Source organism: uncultured Halomonas sp., from assembly GCF_947501415.1.
Lineage (GTDB): Bacteria > Pseudomonadota > Gammaproteobacteria > Pseudomonadales > Halomonadaceae > Halomonas.
Map to the genome: position 1 here is coordinate 41,821 of NZ_CANMVL010000012.1, position 17,104 is coordinate 58,924.

At 61.6% G+C, this 17,104-nt stretch carries 16 protein-coding genes; 11 read left to right on the forward strand and 5 right to left on the reverse strand.

Annotated features, from left to right (window positions below; all coding sequences use genetic code 11):
• The first annotated feature begins 89 nt into the window (after positions 1-89).
• Entirely contained in the window at positions 90-569 is a 480-nt protein-coding gene (locus Q0894_RS10245) for a PepSY domain-containing protein (protein ID WP_299234743.1), read from the forward strand.
• Positions 570-666: 97 nt separating this feature from the next.
• Here Q0894_RS10245 and Q0894_RS10250 read toward each other — a convergent pair whose 3' ends face one another.
• Together Q0894_RS10250 and Q0894_RS10255 are read right to left on the reverse strand one after the other, a co-directional pair.
• A complete protein-coding gene (locus Q0894_RS10250; RefSeq protein ID WP_299234745.1) occupies positions 667-2,322 on the reverse strand; it encodes a glutamate synthase-related protein in 1,656 nt (551 codons plus the stop codon).
• A gap of 79 nt (positions 2,323-2,401) precedes the next feature.
• Positions 2,402-2,971, reverse strand: coding sequence for a gamma-glutamylcyclotransferase (locus tag Q0894_RS10255; protein ID WP_299234748.1), 570 nt, complete (start codon positions 2,969-2,971; stop codon positions 2,402-2,404).
• 64 nt (positions 2,972-3,035) lie between these two features.
• Between Q0894_RS10255 and Q0894_RS10260 the strand changes: the two genes are divergently transcribed.
• The 6 genes from Q0894_RS10260 to Q0894_RS10285 all read left to right on the forward strand — a co-directional run bounded on the left by Q0894_RS10260 (position 3,036) and on the right by Q0894_RS10285 (position 9,055).
• Positions 3,036-4,682, forward strand: coding sequence for a GMC family oxidoreductase N-terminal domain-containing protein (locus Q0894_RS10260; RefSeq protein WP_299234751.1), 1,647 nt, complete (start codon positions 3,036-3,038; stop codon positions 4,680-4,682).
• 213 nt (positions 4,683-4,895) lie between these two features.
• Positions 4,896-5,102, forward strand: a complete 207-nt coding sequence (locus tag Q0894_RS10265; protein ID WP_023005734.1) for a cold-shock protein — start codon at positions 4,896-4,898, stop codon at positions 5,100-5,102.
• Positions 5,103-5,239: 137 nt separating this feature from the next.
• On the forward strand, positions 5,240-5,908 hold the full coding sequence (locus tag Q0894_RS10270) for an alpha/beta fold hydrolase (protein WP_299234757.1): 669 nt from the start codon (positions 5,240-5,242) through the stop codon (positions 5,906-5,908).
• A gap of 103 nt (positions 5,909-6,011) precedes the next feature.
• Positions 6,012-7,214: a tryptophan synthase subunit beta gene (trpB, locus tag Q0894_RS10275; protein WP_299234760.1), complete on the forward strand. Its 1,203-nt coding sequence runs from the start codon at positions 6,012-6,014 to the stop codon at positions 7,212-7,214.
• 161 nt (positions 7,215-7,375) lie between these two features.
• Positions 7,376-8,713 carry a diguanylate cyclase gene (locus Q0894_RS10280; protein WP_299234763.1) on the forward strand — a complete coding sequence of 446 codons (1,338 nt, stop codon included), beginning with the start codon at positions 7,376-7,378 and terminating at the stop codon, positions 8,711-8,713.
• 120 nt (positions 8,714-8,833) lie between these two features.
• Positions 8,834-9,055, forward strand: coding sequence for a hypothetical protein (locus Q0894_RS10285; RefSeq protein WP_195687751.1), 222 nt, complete (start codon positions 8,834-8,836; stop codon positions 9,053-9,055).
• 164 nt (positions 9,056-9,219) lie between these two features.
• On the opposite strand, the gene Q0894_RS10290 is transcribed toward Q0894_RS10285, so the two are convergent.
• Together Q0894_RS10290 and Q0894_RS10295 are read right to left on the reverse strand one after the other, a co-directional pair.
• Positions 9,220-10,614 (reverse strand): PhoH family protein, encoded by a 1,395-nt coding sequence (locus tag Q0894_RS10290; RefSeq protein WP_299234771.1) that lies wholly within the window; start codon positions 10,612-10,614, stop codon positions 9,220-9,222.
• 230 nt (positions 10,615-10,844) lie between these two features.
• Entirely contained in the window at positions 10,845-11,873 is a 1,029-nt protein-coding gene (locus Q0894_RS10295) for a patatin-like phospholipase family protein (RefSeq protein ID WP_299234774.1), read from the reverse strand.
• A 628-nt stretch (positions 11,874-12,501) separates the two neighbouring features.
• Between Q0894_RS10295 and Q0894_RS10300 the strand changes: the two genes are divergently transcribed.
• From Q0894_RS10300 to Q0894_RS10315, 4 genes are all read left to right on the forward strand, one after another.
• Positions 12,502-13,701, forward strand: a complete 1,200-nt coding sequence (locus tag Q0894_RS10300) for a hypothetical protein (protein WP_299234777.1) — start codon at positions 12,502-12,504, stop codon at positions 13,699-13,701.
• A gap of 110 nt (positions 13,702-13,811) precedes the next feature.
• Positions 13,812-14,315 carry a hypothetical protein gene (locus Q0894_RS10305; protein WP_299234780.1) on the forward strand — a complete coding sequence of 168 codons (504 nt, stop codon included), beginning with the start codon at positions 13,812-13,814 and terminating at the stop codon, positions 14,313-14,315.
• Positions 14,316-14,363: 48 nt separating this feature from the next.
• Positions 14,364-15,068, forward strand: coding sequence for a C39 family peptidase (locus Q0894_RS10310; protein ID WP_299234782.1), 705 nt, complete (start codon positions 14,364-14,366; stop codon positions 15,066-15,068).
• 15 nt (positions 15,069-15,083) lie between these two features.
• Positions 15,084-15,797: a hypothetical protein gene (locus Q0894_RS10315; protein ID WP_299234785.1), complete on the forward strand. Its 714-nt coding sequence runs from the start codon at positions 15,084-15,086 to the stop codon at positions 15,795-15,797.
• A gap of 191 nt (positions 15,798-15,988) precedes the next feature.
• Here Q0894_RS10315 and Q0894_RS10320 read toward each other — a convergent pair whose 3' ends face one another.
• A complete protein-coding gene (locus Q0894_RS10320; protein WP_299234787.1) occupies positions 15,989-17,089 on the reverse strand; it encodes a transporter in 1,101 nt (366 codons plus the stop codon).
• Positions 17,090-17,104 lie beyond the last annotated feature (15 nt).

A 17,104-nucleotide genomic window follows, 5' to 3' on the forward strand; every position in this document is an offset into this window, starting at 1 on the left:
ATGAACAGAGCATGAACGCTGGCGTCACCCTGGGGCAAGGTCAGCGGGTGTGTAATGGCCTGGCAATCCGAAGAGAGGAGGTATCTACCATGCAACGAGCTATGCAACGTCCCCTGATCCTGGCCGGCTCCCTGGCCGTCCTGATGAGTGCCGCCGGCCTGGTCCAGGCCGCGGGAGATCGTCTGGCGGCAGAGCGCCTCGATGAGGTGCTGGCCCAGGCCACTGATTTCGGTTTTCAGACCTTTGAGGAGATCGAGGCCAAGCGCGACGGCCGCTTCGAGGTGGAGGGCTGGCTCGATGAGGCGTGGCAGGCCGAGGTGCGCTTCGATCTTGCCAGCGGCGAGAGCTTCAAGGAGGAGCGCAAGCGGCGTGACAGCGGTGCCTGGGGGCTTAGTGAAGCCGAGGTGCGTGACGCCATGGCGCTGGCCGTGGCCGAGGGCCTGGTCGAGTTCGATGAGCTCCAGGCCGACCGCGAGGGTCGCATCGAGATCGAGGGCTATGACGCCGATGGTCGTGAGCTGGAGGTCAAGATCCTCGATGGCGAGGTGCTCGAGATAGAACGCGACTGAACCGCCGTCGGGGAGCCCGCCCGTTAACCAACGCAGGCATGCAGAAGAGGGCCCGGCGCATCAGGCGTCGGGCCCTCTTGTCGGGTGATGGAGCGGACTAGTAGAGCTTGCTGTCGCGCAGCCTCGTCAGTGCCTCGGGTGGGGCGAAACTATCGGCGCTGGCGCTCTCCCAGTAGTCGCGAAACACCGGGTGGCGCTCGGCACCGCCCACCAGCAGCTCGCCCGGGGTCAGGAAGTCATGGAGCTCGGCGAAGCTCTTTACCTTGTGGCGTGTGAGGCGGTGGGAGATATGCTCCGGGCCCAGCTCGGAGGAGTGGCGAAGCCCCGCGGCGCCGAGCATCTCGGCCAGGGCGGCAACGGTGTTGGCATGGAAGCTTGCCACCCGGTGCGCCTTGGTCGGCACGTCCAGGCGGCTGCCGCGCAGGGTGTCCTGGGTGGCCACGCCGCTGGGGCAGCGGTCGGTGTGGCAGCTGCGGGCCTGGATGCAGCCCAGGGCAAACATGAAGCCCCGGGCAGCGTTGCACCAGTCGGCCCCCAGCGCCATGGCGCGTGCGATATCGAAGGCGTTGACCAGCTTGCCGGCCGCGGCCAGGTTCACACGGTCGCGCAGACCGGCCCCCACCAGGGTGTTGTGGACCAGCAGCAGGGCCTCGTCCAGCGGCATCCCCAGGCGGTTGATGAACTCCAGGGGGGCGGCGCCGGTGCCGCCTTCACCGCCGTCGACCACCACGAAGTCGGGGTGCTCACCGGCCTCGAGCATCGCCTTGACGATGGCGAACCACTCCCAGGGGTGGCCGATGGCCAGCTTGATGCCCACGGGCTTGTCGCCGGCGAGCTCACGCAGCCGCACGATGAAATCGATCAACTCGCGAGGGGTGGTGAAGGCCGTGTGAGCCGCCGGGGAGATGACGTCGCGCCCCGGGGGGACGCCGCGGGTGCTGGCGATCTCCTCGGTGACCTTGGCGCCGGGCAGGATGCCGCCGTGGCCCGGCTTGGCACCCTGGGAGAGTTTGATCTCGATCATCCTGACGGCGTTATCCCGAGCGTTCTCGCGGAAGCGCTCGGGGTCGAAGTCACCCGCCTCGTTGCGGCAGCCGAAGTAGCCCGAACCGATCTCCCACACCAGGTCACCACCGCGGCGGTGATAGGGCGAGATGGCCCCTTCGCCGGTGTCGTGATAGAAGCCGCCTTCGCAGGCGCCATCGTTGAGGGCACTGATGGCGTTGGCGGAGAGCGCGCCGAAGCTCATCGCCGAGATATTGAACACGCTGGCCGAGTAGGGCTTGGTGCGTTCTGCCCCCACGGTGATACGCAGGCTGGTGGGGTCGATATGGGCCGGCGCCAGGGAGGGGCTTATCCATTCGTAGCCGGGGTGGCGCATATGATGCAGCGAGCCGAATGGCCGCTTGTCGCTGACATTCTTGGCGCGCTGGTAGATCAGCCGGCGCTGTTCGCGGGAGAAGGGCACCTCCTCGGTGTCGCTCTGGATAAAGTACTGGCGGATCTCCGGACCGAACGACTCCAGGTTGTAGCGCAGGTGGGCCAGGATCGGGTAGTTGCGGCTGACCGTGCGGCCGCGCTGGCACACATCATAGGTGCCCAGGGCGGAGAGCAGGCCGAAGGCGAGCACCCCCCATCCCCAACCGGCATCGGCGGTGATCAGACCGATCAGGCTGACGGCCAGGCCCAGCAGGCTGAGTGCGTAGGCGCTGAAACGCAGGGGAAACGACGCGAGAGGTGACAGGCGGAACATGACGCACTCCGATTTGTGGTGATTCGGTGAGGGGGTGCCCCACCGCAGGGGACGGGTAGGGCGACAATGTAGGGCAGCGTCAATCGGCCGGGGGCAGGCGTGCGGCCAGGGCGAAGACGTGCTCATCCTCGACCTCGAGCTCGCGCAGTGCCGCGGCCAGGTTGACGAGATAGTCGCGGTTGGGGCCACTGGGACCATGAGAGGCGGCGACCTGTTCGGCGATGGCGTCCAGCGGTGCCTCGCCGAGATAGGCGGCGTTGTCGGCGCCGGCCAGATAGACCAGCCCCTGGGTGCTGCCGCCGAGCTCGTCATCGAAGCACAGCGTGGTCACCTCGCGCAGGTAGCCGTTCTTCTCGCGCACATCGAGCGGCGCGAGCACCTCGGGGGTGATGCGGTAGGCCATGCCGTGGCAGACCGCTCCCGGTTCGCGCACCAGGGTGGCCACGCGGCCCGGGGCCGCCTGGGTGCCGCGATGGTCGTGGGAACCCTGCCAGAAGCGCCGCACCCAGCCATGGATATGCGCCGGGCGTCGCTCCAGATAGGGGAAGTCGGCCTTCCAGATCAGTGAGCCGTAGCCGAACAGCCAGATAGCCTCGTGGCCGGCAAAGTGGTTTCGCTCGCGGTTTAGTCGGGTGGTGTCGTGACTCATTGGTCTCCTTATGGTTTGCTTGATCGCCTAATAATGACCACAACATATTGCGACAACTCACGCCATGGCTGAACAAGAATTCGACTATATCGTGGTGGGGGCCGGCACCGCTGGGTGCTTGATGGCCAACCGCCTGAGCGCTGACCCCACCAACCGGGTGCTGTTGATTGAAGCGGGTGGGCGCGATAACTACCACTGGATTCATATTCCGGTGGGCTATCTCTACTGTATCGACAACCCGCGTACCGACTGGCGCTTTCGCACCGAGCCCGACCCCGGCCTCAATGGGCGCTCGCTGATCTACCCGCGCGGCAGGACCCTGGGCGGGTGCTCAAGCATCAACGGCATGATTTATATGCGTGGTCAGGCTCGAGACTATGATGGCTGGGCCGAGATGACCGGCGAGCCCGAGTGGGGCTGGGAGAGCTGCCTTGCGGATTTCAAGCGCCATGAGAATCACTATCGACTGGACAGTGGCGCCGACGCCGACCCCGAACACGCCGACTATCATGGCCACGACGGCGAATGGCGGGTGGAGAGACAGCGTCTGAGCTGGCAGGTGCTGGACGATTTCGCGACCGCGGCAGTGGAGGCCGGCATCCCCCGCACCCGGGACTTCAACCGGGGTGACAATGAGGGTGTCGCCTACTTTGATGTCAATCAGCGCCGGGGCTGGCGCTGGAACACCGCCAAGGCCTTTCTGCGTGGGGTCGAGAAGCGCAGCAACCTGAGCGTCTGGCACTCCAGCCAGGTGATGGGGCTGGAGGTTGCTAGCGACGCGGGACAGCCGCGGGCCAGTGGGGTGCGCGTGCAGCGGGACGGCAAGGAGCAACTGGCCCGCGCCGCACGCGAAGTGATTCTGTGTGCCGGTGCGATCGGCTCGCCCCAGCTGCTGCAGCTCTCCGGTATCGGGCCGGCGGACCTGCTCACCGAGCACGGCATCTCCGTGATGGCCGACCTGCCCGGCGTGGGCGAGAACCTGCAGGATCACCTCCAGATCCGTTCGGTCTATCGCGTCAGCGGCGCCAGGACGCTCAACACCATGGCCGGCTCTCTGATGGGAAAGGCAAAAATCGGGATCGAGTATCTGCTCAAGCGCTCCGGCCCCATGAGCATGGCACCCTCGCAGTTGGGCGCCTTCACGCGTAGCAGCGACGAATATGCGCACCCCAACCTCCAGTACCATGTGCAGCCGCTGAGCCTGCCGGCATTCGGCCAGCCCCTGCATGACTTCCCGGCGATCACCGCCAGTGTCTGCAACCTCAACCCCACCAGCCGTGGCACGGTGCGTATCAGGAGTGCCGATCCATGCCAGACGCCGGCTATCACCCCCAACTATCTCAGCACACCCGAGGATCGCAAGGTGGCCGCGGACTCGCTGCGTGTCACGCGACGAATTGCCTCTCAGTCTGCCTTTGCCAGGTATTCACCCGAGGAGGTCAAGCCAGGGGTGGAGTACCAGAGTGACGACGACCTGGTGCGCCTGGCCGGCGATATCGGCACTACCATCTTCCACCCGGTAGGCACCGCGAAAATGGGGCGTGACGACGACCCCATGGCGGTGGTGGATGCCCATCTGCGGGTGCGCGGCGTGTCGGGGCTGCGGGTGGTGGATGCCAGCGTGATGCCAACCATTACCAGCGGTAACACCAATTCGCCGACCCTGATGATTGCCGAGAAGGCCGCCCGCTGGGTTCTGAAAGGGGAATAAACGGGCCGTTCTCTGGCGAACAAAGGCAAATAGTGTTTGACCTTCTCTCGCCAAGGGCGCATGCTGTTGGCAGTTGGTTAGCAAGTCGTAACACCCCAGGTAGGCATCGAACGCTCTAGCGCGACTCGATTTTCCCGGGAACGTTTCTTGTTTTACCCACTGCAACTCGGGTATTACCCGGCGAAATCAAAGTGCTATTAGAGGAATTCGATAATGGCTACCGGTACTGTCAAGTGGTTCAACGACACCAAGGGCTACGGCTTCATCTCTCCGGACGACAGCGGCGACGACCTGTTCGCGCACTTCTCCGAGATTCAGGCTGACGGCTTCAAGACCCTGCAGGACGGCCAGAAGGTCTCCTTCGAGGTCACTCAGGGCAAGAAGGGCCTCCAGGCCTCCAACATCAAGGTCATCGACTGATCTGATGTAGACTGCTCTGCAGTTGATGAAAGGCTCGCCTCGGCGGGCCTTTCTGCTGTCTGGGGCACTGCCCCCGCCATGGCAAGCCCAGGCACATTGCGCTAGGGTGAGCCTTTTTCCGCTGGAGACCCCTGACCATGAGCGAGCCCGGTGAGCTGATCATCGACCCCAAGGGCGGCAAGCCTGCCGACGCCTGCGTCTTTATTCTTCACGGCCTGGGCGCCGATGGGCGCGACTTCGAGCCGTTGGTGCCGGCGCTGTCGCTGCCGGCCGATGCCAGTGTGCGCTTTATACTGCCGCATGCACCGCGCCTGCCGGTGACCATCAATGGTGGCATGGTGATGCCAGCCTGGTATGACATCAAGGAGATGAGTCTCGACCGTCGTGTTGACGAGGCGCAGCTGATGCATTCGGCCGAACGCATTCAGGGGCTGGTGCGTGAGCAGATCGACCTCGGTATCGAGAGTCGACGCATCATCCTGGCCGGCTTCTCCCAGGGGGGCGCGGTGGCCTATCAGGCGGCGCTCTCCTTCGAGCAGCCTCTGGGGGGGCTGCTGGCGCTCTCCACCTACTTCGCGACCGCCGAGAGCATCTCCCTGGCCGAGGCCAATCGCGAGCTGCCCATCGAGGTGCATCACGGCAGTTTCGACCCGGTGGTGCCCGAGGCGCTGGGGCGCGCAGGCTTCGAGAAGGTCAAGTCCCGGGGCTATCCTGCTCACTACCGTCAGTACCCGATGGCGCATGCCGTCTGCCCCCAGCAGGTGACGGATATTGGCCACTGGCTAAGCAAGCGACTGGCGGGCTAAGGGCCACTCTCTCACATCAGGCGTCGCCAAAGGTCGTCTCGACAGTCTGATCACCTGCGGGCAGGATATTCGTCACGATTTCCATGCCCGCAGGATCGACGCCATGAATGCTTCCCCCTATGCCAACCTTCCCGATGCGCAGGGCTACTTCGGCCGTTTCGGCGGTCAGCTGATTCCGCCGGAACTCAAGGCCGTGATGGACGAGATCGATGCGGCCTACGAGGAGATCCGTCTGCGCGATGACTTTCGCCAGGAGCTGGCCGAGCTCCTCGCCGATTACGTGGGGCGTCCCAGCCCTATCTTCCATGCCCGCAGGCTCTCCGAGACACTGGGCGGTGCCCAGATCCATCTCAAGCGCGAGGACCTCAATCACACCGGCGCCCACAAGATCAATCACTGCCTGGGTGAGGCACTGCTTGCCAGGTTCATGGGCAAGACCAAGGTGATCGCCGAGACCGGCGCCGGCCAGCATGGCGTGGCCCTGGCCACGGCCTGTGCCCTGGTGGGGATTCCCTGCGAGATACATATGGGGCAGGTGGATATCGAGAAGGAACACCCCAACGTCACCAAGATGAAGATTCTGGGGGCCACCCTGGTTCCGGTGACGCGGGGGACGGCGACTCTCAAGGATGCCGTGGACAGCGCCTTCGAGGAGTACCTCAAGGATCCTCAGCATTTCATCTACGCCATCGGTTCGGTGGTGGGGCCGCACCCCTTCCCGAAGATGGTGCGAGACTTCCAATCAGTCATCGGCCGCGAGGCGCGTGGCCAGTTCCTCGAACGGCAGGGTCGTCTGCCCGAGCATGTAGTCGCCTGCGTAGGCGGTGGTTCCAATGCCATTGGCATGTTCACCGCCTTTCTCGAGGATGAAGACGTGCATCTTGTCGGCGTGGAGCCCGCCGGCGAAGGGCTCGATACCCAGCGCCACTCGGCCACCTTGACCCTGGGCAGGCCGGGCGAGCTGCATGGCATGGCCTGCTATGTGCTGGAGGATGAGGAGGGCAATCCGATGCCGGTCCACTCCATCGCCTCGGGGCTCGACTACCCCGGGGTAGGGCCCCAGCACAGCTATCTCAAGGAGCTGGGGCGCGTTGACTATCAGAGTGTCAGCGACGACGAGTGCCTGGAGGCCTTTCTGACGCTTTCTCGGGTCGAGGGCATCATTCCCGCACTGGAGAGTGCTCATGCGGTGGCCTGGGCCATGCGCGTCGCACCGAGCCTGCCTGCCGACCAGCATATTCTGGTCAATCTCTCCGGTCGGGGTGACAAGGATGCCGACTATGTGGCCGGGCGGTTGGGACTCTAGCCGTGGCGAAGGTGAATCGATTATACGGCGCTCGGCGAGCCGGGCGCCTTGCTTGCCGGCACCGGCACGAGCGGTGCATGCCCGGGGTGAAACTGGGCTAGGCTGATGGAAGGGCATGGAAAGGCCCGATATTTGTGCAGGGAATAACGCGGGGTGATGAGATGGCAGCAATCGGGGAGCGGTGGTGGCGATGGTGGCGTGGTCGATCGGGCAGGGAGCCTGACCTGGACGCGCTGCTTCTGGAGCATTACCCGGGCAGCGTCATGCTGCTCGACGAGCAGGGGGTGGTGCGCCAGGTCAATCCCGACTTCGAGCGCCATGCCGGCTTTCCCCCCGGGCAACTGCTCGGCAGGCGAGCTGTGACGCTCGATATCGATCCGCTGCATGGTGATTTTCCCAAGGCCATCGAACAGAGCATGACGACCCAGAAGCCCTGGAAGGGCTTGCTTCTTTGCCGTCGTGCCGATGGCTCTCTGCGTCATCAGACCACCCTGATCCAACCGCTGGTGCGCGATCGTGCCCCCATACGGCTGCTGGTCATTCAGTTTGATGTCACCGGCATGCGCCAGCGGGCTTTTTACGACCGTCAGTTGCTGGAGCGCCTGGATGGCACCGTCTCCAGGGTGCCGGGAGTGCTGTTTCGGCTCCGGCAGGATAGCGATGGCCGGCTCGAGTTCCTCTATGTCAGCGCAGCACTGCGCTCATTGTTCGGCTTGACGCCGGAGCAGTGCCAGGAAGACCCCGAAACCCTGCTTGGCTGTTTACCCGTGGATGATCGGCAGCGCCTGGAGACTTGCCTGGCCCAGTCCACGGTATCGTTTACGCCTTGGCAGCTGGAGTTTCGCCTCACGCTTCCCCAAGGGGTTCGCTGGGTAGAGGCTCGCGCTACCCCCCTGGCGCGTGGTGATGGCGACTTGATGTGGGATGGGCTGCTTATCGATGTCGATGAGCGCAAGCAGGTGGAGCACCGTGTGCAGCGGCTAGTGGCCACCGATATGTTGACCGGGGCCCTCAATCGGCGTGCCTTTTTCGAGCAGGGTGAAGCGGCGCTGGCCCGTGCTGCTCGCCATGGCGAGACCTTGTCGCTGGCCATGCTCGATATCGACTATTTCAAGAACCTGAACGACACCTACGGCCATGCCCTGGGGGATCTGGCGCTTCAGGCATTTGCCACTACCTGTCGTGAATCGCTGCGCCCCTATGATCTCTTCGCGCGTATCGGTGGAGAGGAGTTTGCCGTGGTGCTGGTGGATAGCCAGCCTGAAGAGGCGTGGAGCATGCTGGAGCGAGTGCGCGAAGCGGTCGCCGCCATTACGCTGGAGACGGGAAACGAAAGGGTGCGCTTCACCGTCAGCCTGGGGCTTGCGGTATTTGGTGGCGATACCTCGCTGGAGACGGGGCTCGCCCAGGCGGATCGCGCGCTTTATCGCGCCAAGCGGGCCGGCCGAAACCGAATCTGTGGACCCGAGACGCTCGTACAGGCTCCCGAAGCTCAGTAAGAAAACGGAACCTCAGTGAGGAAACGGGAACTCATTGAGTAAACGACGGGGGGTGGCAATCCGCCCCTCACCTCGCCACGATGGCAGCACATCACTCCCAGCCAGAAGGAGACCTTCAGCATGTCCGGACTATCCGAAGACCTACGCCTGCCGGTGCCTTGCCCGAGCTGTGGCAGCCATCTGATGCGCGTCTCCCAGGTGAAGAACCCGGATGACAAGGTGCATTGTGCCTCATGCGGCAAGATGATCTGTCTGTGGCATGAGGCCCAGACGGTGCTCAGGCAAGGACCCGGCAGCCAGAGCGAGGCGCTGATCGAGGCGGCGGTCAATCGCAACCGCTGAACATCGCTCCTGATGGCAGCACAGCCTCCTTGGCCATCTCGCTCCAGAGTGGGGCACCGCCTGCTGCACAAAAGGCTGGGTCCCCCCGCTCTTGTAGCCCCTCCAGAGGGCGGGCACTTACTTACAGCGTAAGCTTACGGATTACAGCTTCCGGCATAGCCGGGTTAAAGCAGCTCCTCCCCGGCCAACGCCAGGCGAGAGCGCTCCACGCTCTTGAGGGTCACGTGGCCCGCATGGGGCCAGTCGCGGAAGCGCTGCACCAGCGCCGCCATGCCACAGGTATTGGCGGTGAGATAAGGCGTATCGATCTGTCCCACGTTGCCTAGGCAGACAATCTTGGTGTTGCGCCCGGCTCGAGTGACCAGCGACTTGAGCTGCTTGGGAGTAAAGTTCTGTGCCTCGTCGATGATCAGGAAGGTGTCGTTGAGTGTTCGCCCGCGCATGAAGCCGGGAGCCCGAATCTGGACACGTGCGCCAAGCAGCTGGCGGGTGGCGCCGTTGTCCCAGCTGGACTCGCCATCTTCATTGCGCAGCAGGTTATCCATGTTGTCATGGAAGGCCCCCATCCAGGGCGACATCTTCTCCTCCTCGGTGCCCGGCAGGAAGCCGATATCCTCGCTCATGGAGATGGGCGCTCGGGTAAAGACCATGCGCTCAAATCGCTTGCTGTCCAGGGTCTGTTGAAAGGCCGCGGCCAGGGTCATGAAGGTCTTGCCGGTGCCGGCGCTTCCGGCAATGGTAACGAGGTCGATGTCATCGTCCATCAGCAGGTTGAAGGCGAAGTTCTGGCGGCAATCACTGGCGTGCACACCCCACACGCTGGCGCCGTGTCGATAGTTGGTCAACAGCTTCAGGCGGGCGTGCCTGTCGCCTACCTCGCGCACCACGGCCTCGAAGCCTTCCTCGTCGTCGGCGACCAGCATCCCGGGATGCCAGGCGACAGGGATCTGGCCGCTCAGGTGGTAGGTGAGGTGCTGGTGGTCGCGCTCCACCGTGACGTCAAGGGCAAGGTCGTTCCATAGTTCACTTCCGGTATTGGGGTAGATCTTGACCCCTTCCAGCATGGCATCGCTGTCGGTGAAGACGCGATCGGTGAGGTAGTCCTCCACTGGTACGCCGAGGGCAGCGGCCTTCACGCGCAGGTTGATGTCCTTGGTGATCAGGATTACCGAGGCGTCACTGCGCTCGCCGTGTAGTCGACAGGTTTCGGCGAGGATGCGGTTGTCGGGGCTGTCGTCCAGTGTTTCGAGTGTCGTCAGGTCGGTATAGCAGAGCAGGCGCAGCCGGCCCTCGGCGCCATTGAGGCGCGGTATGGGGATGCCATCGCGGATCTGGTCGAGACCGACATTGGCGGTGAGGTCTGACAGGGTGCGACTGACCTGGCGGGCCGAGCGGGCGATCTCGCGAATGCCGTTCTTGTGCTTGTCGAGCTCTTCGAGCACGGTCATGGGGATGACGACTTCATGCTCATCGAATTGGTAGATGGCGGCGGGGTCGTGCAGCAGTACGTTGGTGTCCAGCACGTACAGCCGGGTGGCCTTCTTGTCGATGCGTACCATCGGCGCAGCTCTCCTGAATGTCGCTAGACGGGCGTCATGTGACACCCCGATGTCGACACTGTCAGCGCTCGATGTCAGGAAGGTGACAACGGCCTGACGGTGTCAGTAGCGCTGAGATATCCCTCCTCTGGCCTGGACTGTGGCGGGGCGAGTGGTCCCCCCGCATTGCTGAGCATGGTGGGCCATTCCGGTGCTGACAAGGCGGGGGGCTTGCGGAGTGTCAACGCAGATCACGACTCCTCAGTCTGATAGACCTGCTCCACGTCGAGAGTGGAGTGATGCCCAAGGGCCGGGAAGTGCTCCGCTAACCACGTCTCGGCGGTATTGCGTCCAGCGTCACGCAGATGGCAGAGAAAGGGCCATTCCGCGTTCATCTTGCTCGAGATGGAAAGCTCGTCCAGCACCTCATCGCCGATGATGCGATGAAAGAGCGTGCCGGCATAGCAGCCGATATCTACCCCCTGGTCGCCCAGCAGGCGCTGGAGCATGTCGATCATTCGCACCTCCTTGATCAGCGAGGCGTTGAAGGTGATCTCATTGAGACGGTTCATTATCGCCGCGGCGCTGGTGGGAAGTGCCTCGCGATAGATTGGATTGATCTGCACGATGACGATATCCCGGGATTTGCAGTTCTCCATCAGTGGCAACAGCGAGGGGTTACCCATGTAGCCACCATCCCAGTAGGCCTCACCGTCAATCTCCACGGCCTTGAATACCGTGGGCAGGCAGGCCGAGGCCATCACGGCATCGAGACTCATTTCCTCGCGCTTGAAGATACGCTGCTTGCCACTACGCACATTGGTGGCGGTGACGAACAGGTGAAGGTCCTGACAGCGCCTCACTCGCTCGAAGTCAACGCGTTCGGCGACGATATCCCGCAGAGGATTGAGGTCGAAGGGATTGAGCTGATAGGGCGAGAGCAGCCGGCTCATCAGATCCATGGTCACATACCCCGGGGAGTGATCCAGACTCCAGTTGTCGGTCACTATGTCCAGGGGGCCGCGGCGGATAGGACTGGCCATGCCGGCTCGGCTGACTGCCTGCCAGAAGTCATGCAGTGCCTGGCGGGCGGTATCGCGGTCGCCTCGGGTCAGGGCATCGGCCATGACCACACCGTTCATGGCCCCGGCGCTGGTCCCGCTGATTCCCTCGATCTCGATGCGGGGATCTTCCAGCAGTCGGTCCATGACGCCCCAGGTGAACGCGCCATGGGCACCGCCACCCTGTAGTGCCAGATCGATGCGCTTGGTCTCTTTCATGCTTCTCCTCGTCGGATATCGGTAATGCGGCAATGTATCGCCGCAGCATAGCGATAGCGACCGGCGAGGAACAGACGGCTACTGCATGGCCTGCGTAAGAAGTTGGATTCAGGGTGACCAGTATGCGGGAGTCTCTTGTCAATGGGCTCTCGATGTGTGAAAGGCAAGAAGACGAGTGCGTTATAGGGCACGAGAAATGTAATTGCTGTGTAGATCGTGTAAGTCGATGCATCTTGCTGGCTACCTATTGCTGATGGCATGGATCCAGTAAAAATTAGCGATACGGCCTAATGGTCTTATAAGTGCGGCACTTTTCAGCGCCTCTTGAAACCTCAATTGGCGCAGCATATAGCCTATATATAGCGGAATGTGCTCTTCGACTGTCTCAGAAGTTGGACAGTTTTTGTTAGAGGTGCTGACAGCATCATCCCTGCTTTCTTAAGGGAAAAGAGAAAAGTTTCTTTATGTTGTCATGTGTTACAGGTGTTGGCCGGTTTAGTGGCATGAGGATTGCTTGGTATTTACCGACTACGAACTCGAGCGTCATTCAAGGGACCGGGAATAAGCGAGTCAAATAGGTGGCGCAGGTTCGTAGGCTGCAGCAGCAATAACAAATGGAGACATGATCATGAAAAAGCATCTTGTACTCGCAGGTACGCCTCTACTGGCCTTGGTAATGGCCATTTCTACGGCGCATGCCAACCCAACCGCAACCTTCTCCGATGGAGCCGATCAGGATGTGACCTCCACCGCTACCGCTGTGGGAGGCTCTAGCGGTAGTTCTACAGGAGGAGCAGGACTCGGCTTTGGTGCAGGTGGTGCTGGTACCGGCGGTAGCGCCGATGGTGGTGATGATAACTCCGGAGGCCTGCTCGGCCTCGGCGGAGGTGGTGGTAATGGTGGCACCGGTGGCGCAGGCTCAGGTGCTTATGGCAGCGGCTCCGGCACGGGCGGCATGGGCGGCTCTACCGGCCGTGGTGGCGACGCCTGGGCCATGAGCGAGTCCTACAACACTTCCACCAGTGTGATCTCTCGCCAGGATATGACGTCCACTGTCACTGGAGCCCGCATCAATATCAATGGTGGTGCTGGTGCTACCGGTGCTGCCGGTGGTGCCGGTGGTGCGGCATTCTCCCTTAACGTCGGGGTGGGTGTCGGCGGTAATGGTGGAGCTGGAAATGGCGCACAAGGTGGCAGCGCCGGATCGCTGGGCCTTGGCGCCGGGGTGGGCGGTGATGGTACTGGTACGGGTACTGGTACCGGGACTGGTGCCGGCCTCGGCTTGGGCGCCGGCGGTAGTGCGGATGCTGGCAGTGGTGCGCTCTCCGCTTCCAATGCCGACAATGACCAGAACGGCGATGGCGGCTCAGGCGGCTTCCTCGCTCCTGGCGGTGCAGGTGGTTCACAGAATGCCAACTCCACGGCCGGCGCCACTTCAGGGGCCACAGCCGGCACTGGAGGTGCAGGTAGCGGCACCGGCACCGGTAGCGGTAGCGGTACCGGCACTGGTTCTGGTGCTGGTGGCGACGGCAGCGGTACCGGCTGGGCTAGCGCAGTGGCTGGCGAAGGCGGCGACGGCTACGGTGGCGGTGGCGGTGGAGGCAGTGCTGCCACAGGTGATGCCTACGCTTATGCAGGTGGTGGCGGTGCTGGCGGCAACGGTGGTAACGGTGGTGCGGCGTTCCTGAGCACTGGCGCGGCCAACGTCTCCGTGGGAAGCGGGGTGTTCGGTGGCATCAACAACATGAACGTATCCACCGGCCTCTATAACTCCCAGTTGTCCGGTACCAGTGTGGCGGCTCACAGCAACGTGAGTATCGGCAACTGATCCGGAGCGCATGACGCGCTGCAACGACGCAACAATCGGGAGCCGGTGGAGCAATATCCACTGGCTCCTTGATGAAACGTCCCTAGGGATGGAGTTCGGGAGGTCACGCCATGAATAATAAAGCGGTTGGTTCATGCTCTGGCATGGGACGTCATCGCCACACGGCGACGGTGTCCCTTTTGCTGGCGGCGGTGCTGTCGGTAGGCACCTCGAGCAGCCTGGCGGAGACAGGCACAAACCTGTATCAGGAAGTTTCCATGTTCGCTGCGGGAGTCAGTGAGAGTCCGACAGAGGGCATAGAGGGCATAGAGGGCATAGAGGGCATAGAGGGCTTTGGGGCCATGGAGCATATGGATCTTGCGACGATGGAGCAAGCCAGGGCTCGAGAAGGACAGAGAATTGTCAACGTCAATACGGTCAAGAGCGTTCAGAAGATGAAGGCGTCGGTGAACGATACCTCCTTCGATATCGGGGGCAACATGGTGTCGGGAAATATCACCTTCGCGCGAGATGCACTGGGTAGCTATAGCGGTACCGGTATCTTCAGCGCCGTGACTGGCAGCGGAAACTCTATCAACAATGCGGTGGGAATCAGCGTGTTTATCGCGAACTGACGCGATACATGTTCGCGATATAACACGTCCACCAAGAGATGATTCGCCATGAACGTGTTTCAGAGTCTTTGCTGTGGCATGGCATCACTGCTGCTCACCCTGGGGAGTCTGGAGGCCATCGCAGGCCAGGTCACCATTGCCAATCGATTTGGCAACTTTCAGGTCGAGGCCAAGAGCCTACAGGAGAAAGGCTGGGACAGGGTGGTTCGGCAAGAGTACGACTTCAGTTGCGGGTCGGCCGCGGTGGCGACGCTGCTGACCTACCACTATCAGCGTGACACCACCGAGGCCGAGGTCTTCGAGACCATGATTCGAGCTGGTGACGCCGAGAAGATTCAGAGATATGGGTTTTCCATGCTCGATATGAAGCGCTACCTGGATGGCAGTGGGCTCAATGCTGACGGGTTCCGGATCTCGCTGGATGACTTCATTCGCATCGGTGTTCCGGCCATCACCATGGTCAACACCGGTGGCTACAAGCACTTCGTCGTCGTCAAGGGAATCGATGCCGACAGTATTCTGGTGGGAGACCCCGCCGCCGGCACCCTGGTGGTGCCCCGCGAGCAGTTCGAACAGCTGTGGAGTGGCACGGTCCTCGGTGCACGTGCCGAGATTGAGGTGGCCCGCCAGCACTTCAACCATGATCAGGACTGGGCCGTTCGGCCTGAATCTCCGCTCTCAAGAGGCGTGAACCGTTCGAGCGTCGGTGCCAGCCTGCTGACCCTGCCCGCCTACAACGAACTGGGTCGGTGATAAGGAGATAACACGATGAATTCTCAGACTTTTCGACAAGGTACGGCAAGTCGGCTTGGGTGGGGATGTGCGGCTGCGCTATTCCTGACGGCGGGCTCTCAGGCTGCAACGCTTTCTACTGAGGTGCTGGCCGAGGCTCCTGCGATGGCCACCTATCAGTATTACGAACCTGCCTCGGTTCAAAACGTGGACAGGCTCTATGCCGAGGTATCGCGCTCTCGTGGCGCTCAGGACGGATTTTACCGCGGTACCGTGATTGCGGATGAGGAAATGGGCCAGATGCGTGCCGGATTCAACATCGGGGGGCTCGACGCGGACTTCGGCGCTCGGCTGCAGACAATGATCGACGACAGGGTCGAACTGGTTTCTGTGGTTAATTTCACTCAGGCAGGCCCCAGTATCGTATCACAGACCCTGCGTGACTCTGGCGGAGTGGCGGCCCAGGTCGGTTCCGGCACACTATCTGTGACCGAGCTGACACCAGGTGGCGTGGATCTCACGGGCCTCGCCGACTTTTCGGGTGTTGCCTTGAACGATAGCAAGGGTTTTACCACTGCTTTGCATAATATCACCAGGGGGGCCATCGTCAGCGGCGTGGTCAGCAATGCATCGAACCGGAACATTCAACAGAGAATCGATATCAGTGTTCGACTCAACAACATCGGTGCCCTGGATGCGGCTAGAAAACGGGCTGCGATTCTGGATTCATTCTCCGGTATTCTACGCTGACACCGAATTTTCCACCGTTCCCGCATCGATCATTGCCTTAACCATAAACCATAAACCATAAACCATAAACCATAAACCATAACCATAAAAGAGTGAGGCTGCCTGTAAATGGCAGCCTCACTCTTTTATACCTGTTACGTATTTTCGGTCTCTAGTATCTGGTCTCTTGGGGACGTGCCACAAGCGTCAGCCTAGAAAACGTTCATGCCGATAGGCATGCGAAAGGTTAAGGTGGTGTCCGGGGCGTCCTCGGTGATACCAAGCTCGAGCCCAACATTGATATTGACATCGGAATTTAACGAGTAATTCCAGCCCAGCAGGAGAGAGCCAACGTTCAATGTCTGCGACTGTACCGAGGTGGTGGTACCAGTGTCGACATTGACATAGTCTGTCTTGGTCTTGCCGATAAAGTCGTTCTTGTAGCCTAGGGTAAAGGAGGTGCGCGGGTTGATCGAGTACGCCATGCCGAAGCTGAGACGTACGGCATCGCCCGGATCGACGTCGCCGACAACGACATTAAGTGGGTCTTCATTAGCATCAAGGCCAGATAGGCTCTGATTCACACTATCTTCCAGGTGAAAGACATACCCCAGGTTGGCAAAGTAGACCGCCGGTGCCGAGGGCAGTAGCATGGTGATGCTTGGCTCGATCGAGTGGAAGCCCGTGCCGGTCGAGAGTTCCAGTGGGTTACCTTCGCTATTGCGGTCGATATCGAAGGGCCCATTGCCGGTGGTGGTCTTGTAGCGCAGGTTGCCGATAAAGAAGGGCATGCCGTTCTGCCCACGGTTCAGCTGATAGTGGGCGGCCAGTTCGATATCCCCCAGGCTGTCGCCGGAGAGCTCCCGCTCGATATCAAATTTATCGCCTTCAGCTCTATCGATGGGAACACTTATTCTCTCGTTTTCGTCTCGATAGACGTAGGGCACTTTCATCTCGAGCTCCAGACGATCGGTAACACCTAGACGGCCGGTCAGCGAGGCGGTGTAATTGTCGCGATCGACGTCCTGAGCCGTGAACACTCCGATCAGCAGTGTGCTGAGCACACTGACCCCTTCGAAGGTCATTCGGTTAATGCTCTCGTGGGAGTACTGGAACTCCGGCTCGAGTATCAGGCGTCCACGTGGGGTTAGTACACCACCATACTCCGCTATGGACTGCACATTGAACTGTGGCTCGCGCTCCGGCGGTTGCTGGCCGACAGGCTGAACAGCCTCCTGAGCCAACAGAGGTGACGCACTGATAAACAGGAGGGGGGTTGTGACGCCGATTAGTACACGCTGATATGGTGTCATGAGTGCATTTCCTGT

Excerpts from the sequence above, each read along its gene's own strand:
- Q0894_RS10245 (WP_299234743.1), top strand. The coding sequence starts at position 90 with ATGCAACGAGCTATGCAACGTCCCCTGATCCTGGCCGGCTCCCTGGCC.
- Q0894_RS10250 (WP_299234745.1), bottom strand. The coding sequence starts at position 2,322 with ATGTTCCGCCTGTCACCTCTCGCGTCGTTTCCCCTGCGTTTCAGCGCC.
- Q0894_RS10255 (WP_299234748.1), bottom strand. The coding sequence starts at position 2,971 with ATGAGTCACGACACCACCCGACTAAACCGCGAGCGAAACCACTTTGCC.
- Q0894_RS10260 (WP_299234751.1), top strand. The coding sequence starts at position 3,036 with ATGGCTGAACAAGAATTCGACTATATCGTGGTGGGGGCCGGCACCGCT.
- Q0894_RS10265 (WP_023005734.1), top strand. The coding sequence starts at position 4,896 with ATGGCTACCGGTACTGTCAAGTGGTTCAACGACACCAAGGGCTACGGC.
- Q0894_RS10270 (WP_299234757.1), top strand. The coding sequence starts at position 5,240 with ATGAGCGAGCCCGGTGAGCTGATCATCGACCCCAAGGGCGGCAAGCCT.
- trpB (WP_299234760.1), top strand. The coding sequence starts at position 6,012 with ATGAATGCTTCCCCCTATGCCAACCTTCCCGATGCGCAGGGCTACTTC.
- Q0894_RS10280 (WP_299234763.1), top strand. The coding sequence starts at position 7,376 with ATGGCAGCAATCGGGGAGCGGTGGTGGCGATGGTGGCGTGGTCGATCG.
- Q0894_RS10285 (WP_195687751.1), top strand. The coding sequence starts at position 8,834 with ATGTCCGGACTATCCGAAGACCTACGCCTGCCGGTGCCTTGCCCGAGC.
- Q0894_RS10290 (WP_299234771.1), bottom strand. The coding sequence starts at position 10,614 with ATGGTACGCATCGACAAGAAGGCCACCCGGCTGTACGTGCTGGACACC.
- Q0894_RS10295 (WP_299234774.1), bottom strand. The coding sequence starts at position 11,873 with ATGAAAGAGACCAAGCGCATCGATCTGGCACTACAGGGTGGCGGTGCC.
- Q0894_RS10300 (WP_299234777.1), top strand. The coding sequence starts at position 12,502 with ATGAAAAAGCATCTTGTACTCGCAGGTACGCCTCTACTGGCCTTGGTA.
- Q0894_RS10305 (WP_299234780.1), top strand. The coding sequence starts at position 13,812 with ATGAATAATAAAGCGGTTGGTTCATGCTCTGGCATGGGACGTCATCGC.
- Q0894_RS10310 (WP_299234782.1), top strand. The coding sequence starts at position 14,364 with ATGAACGTGTTTCAGAGTCTTTGCTGTGGCATGGCATCACTGCTGCTC.
- Q0894_RS10315 (WP_299234785.1), top strand. The coding sequence starts at position 15,084 with ATGAATTCTCAGACTTTTCGACAAGGTACGGCAAGTCGGCTTGGGTGG.
- Q0894_RS10320 (WP_299234787.1), bottom strand. The coding sequence starts at position 17,089 with ATGACACCATATCAGCGTGTACTAATCGGCGTCACAACCCCCCTCCTG.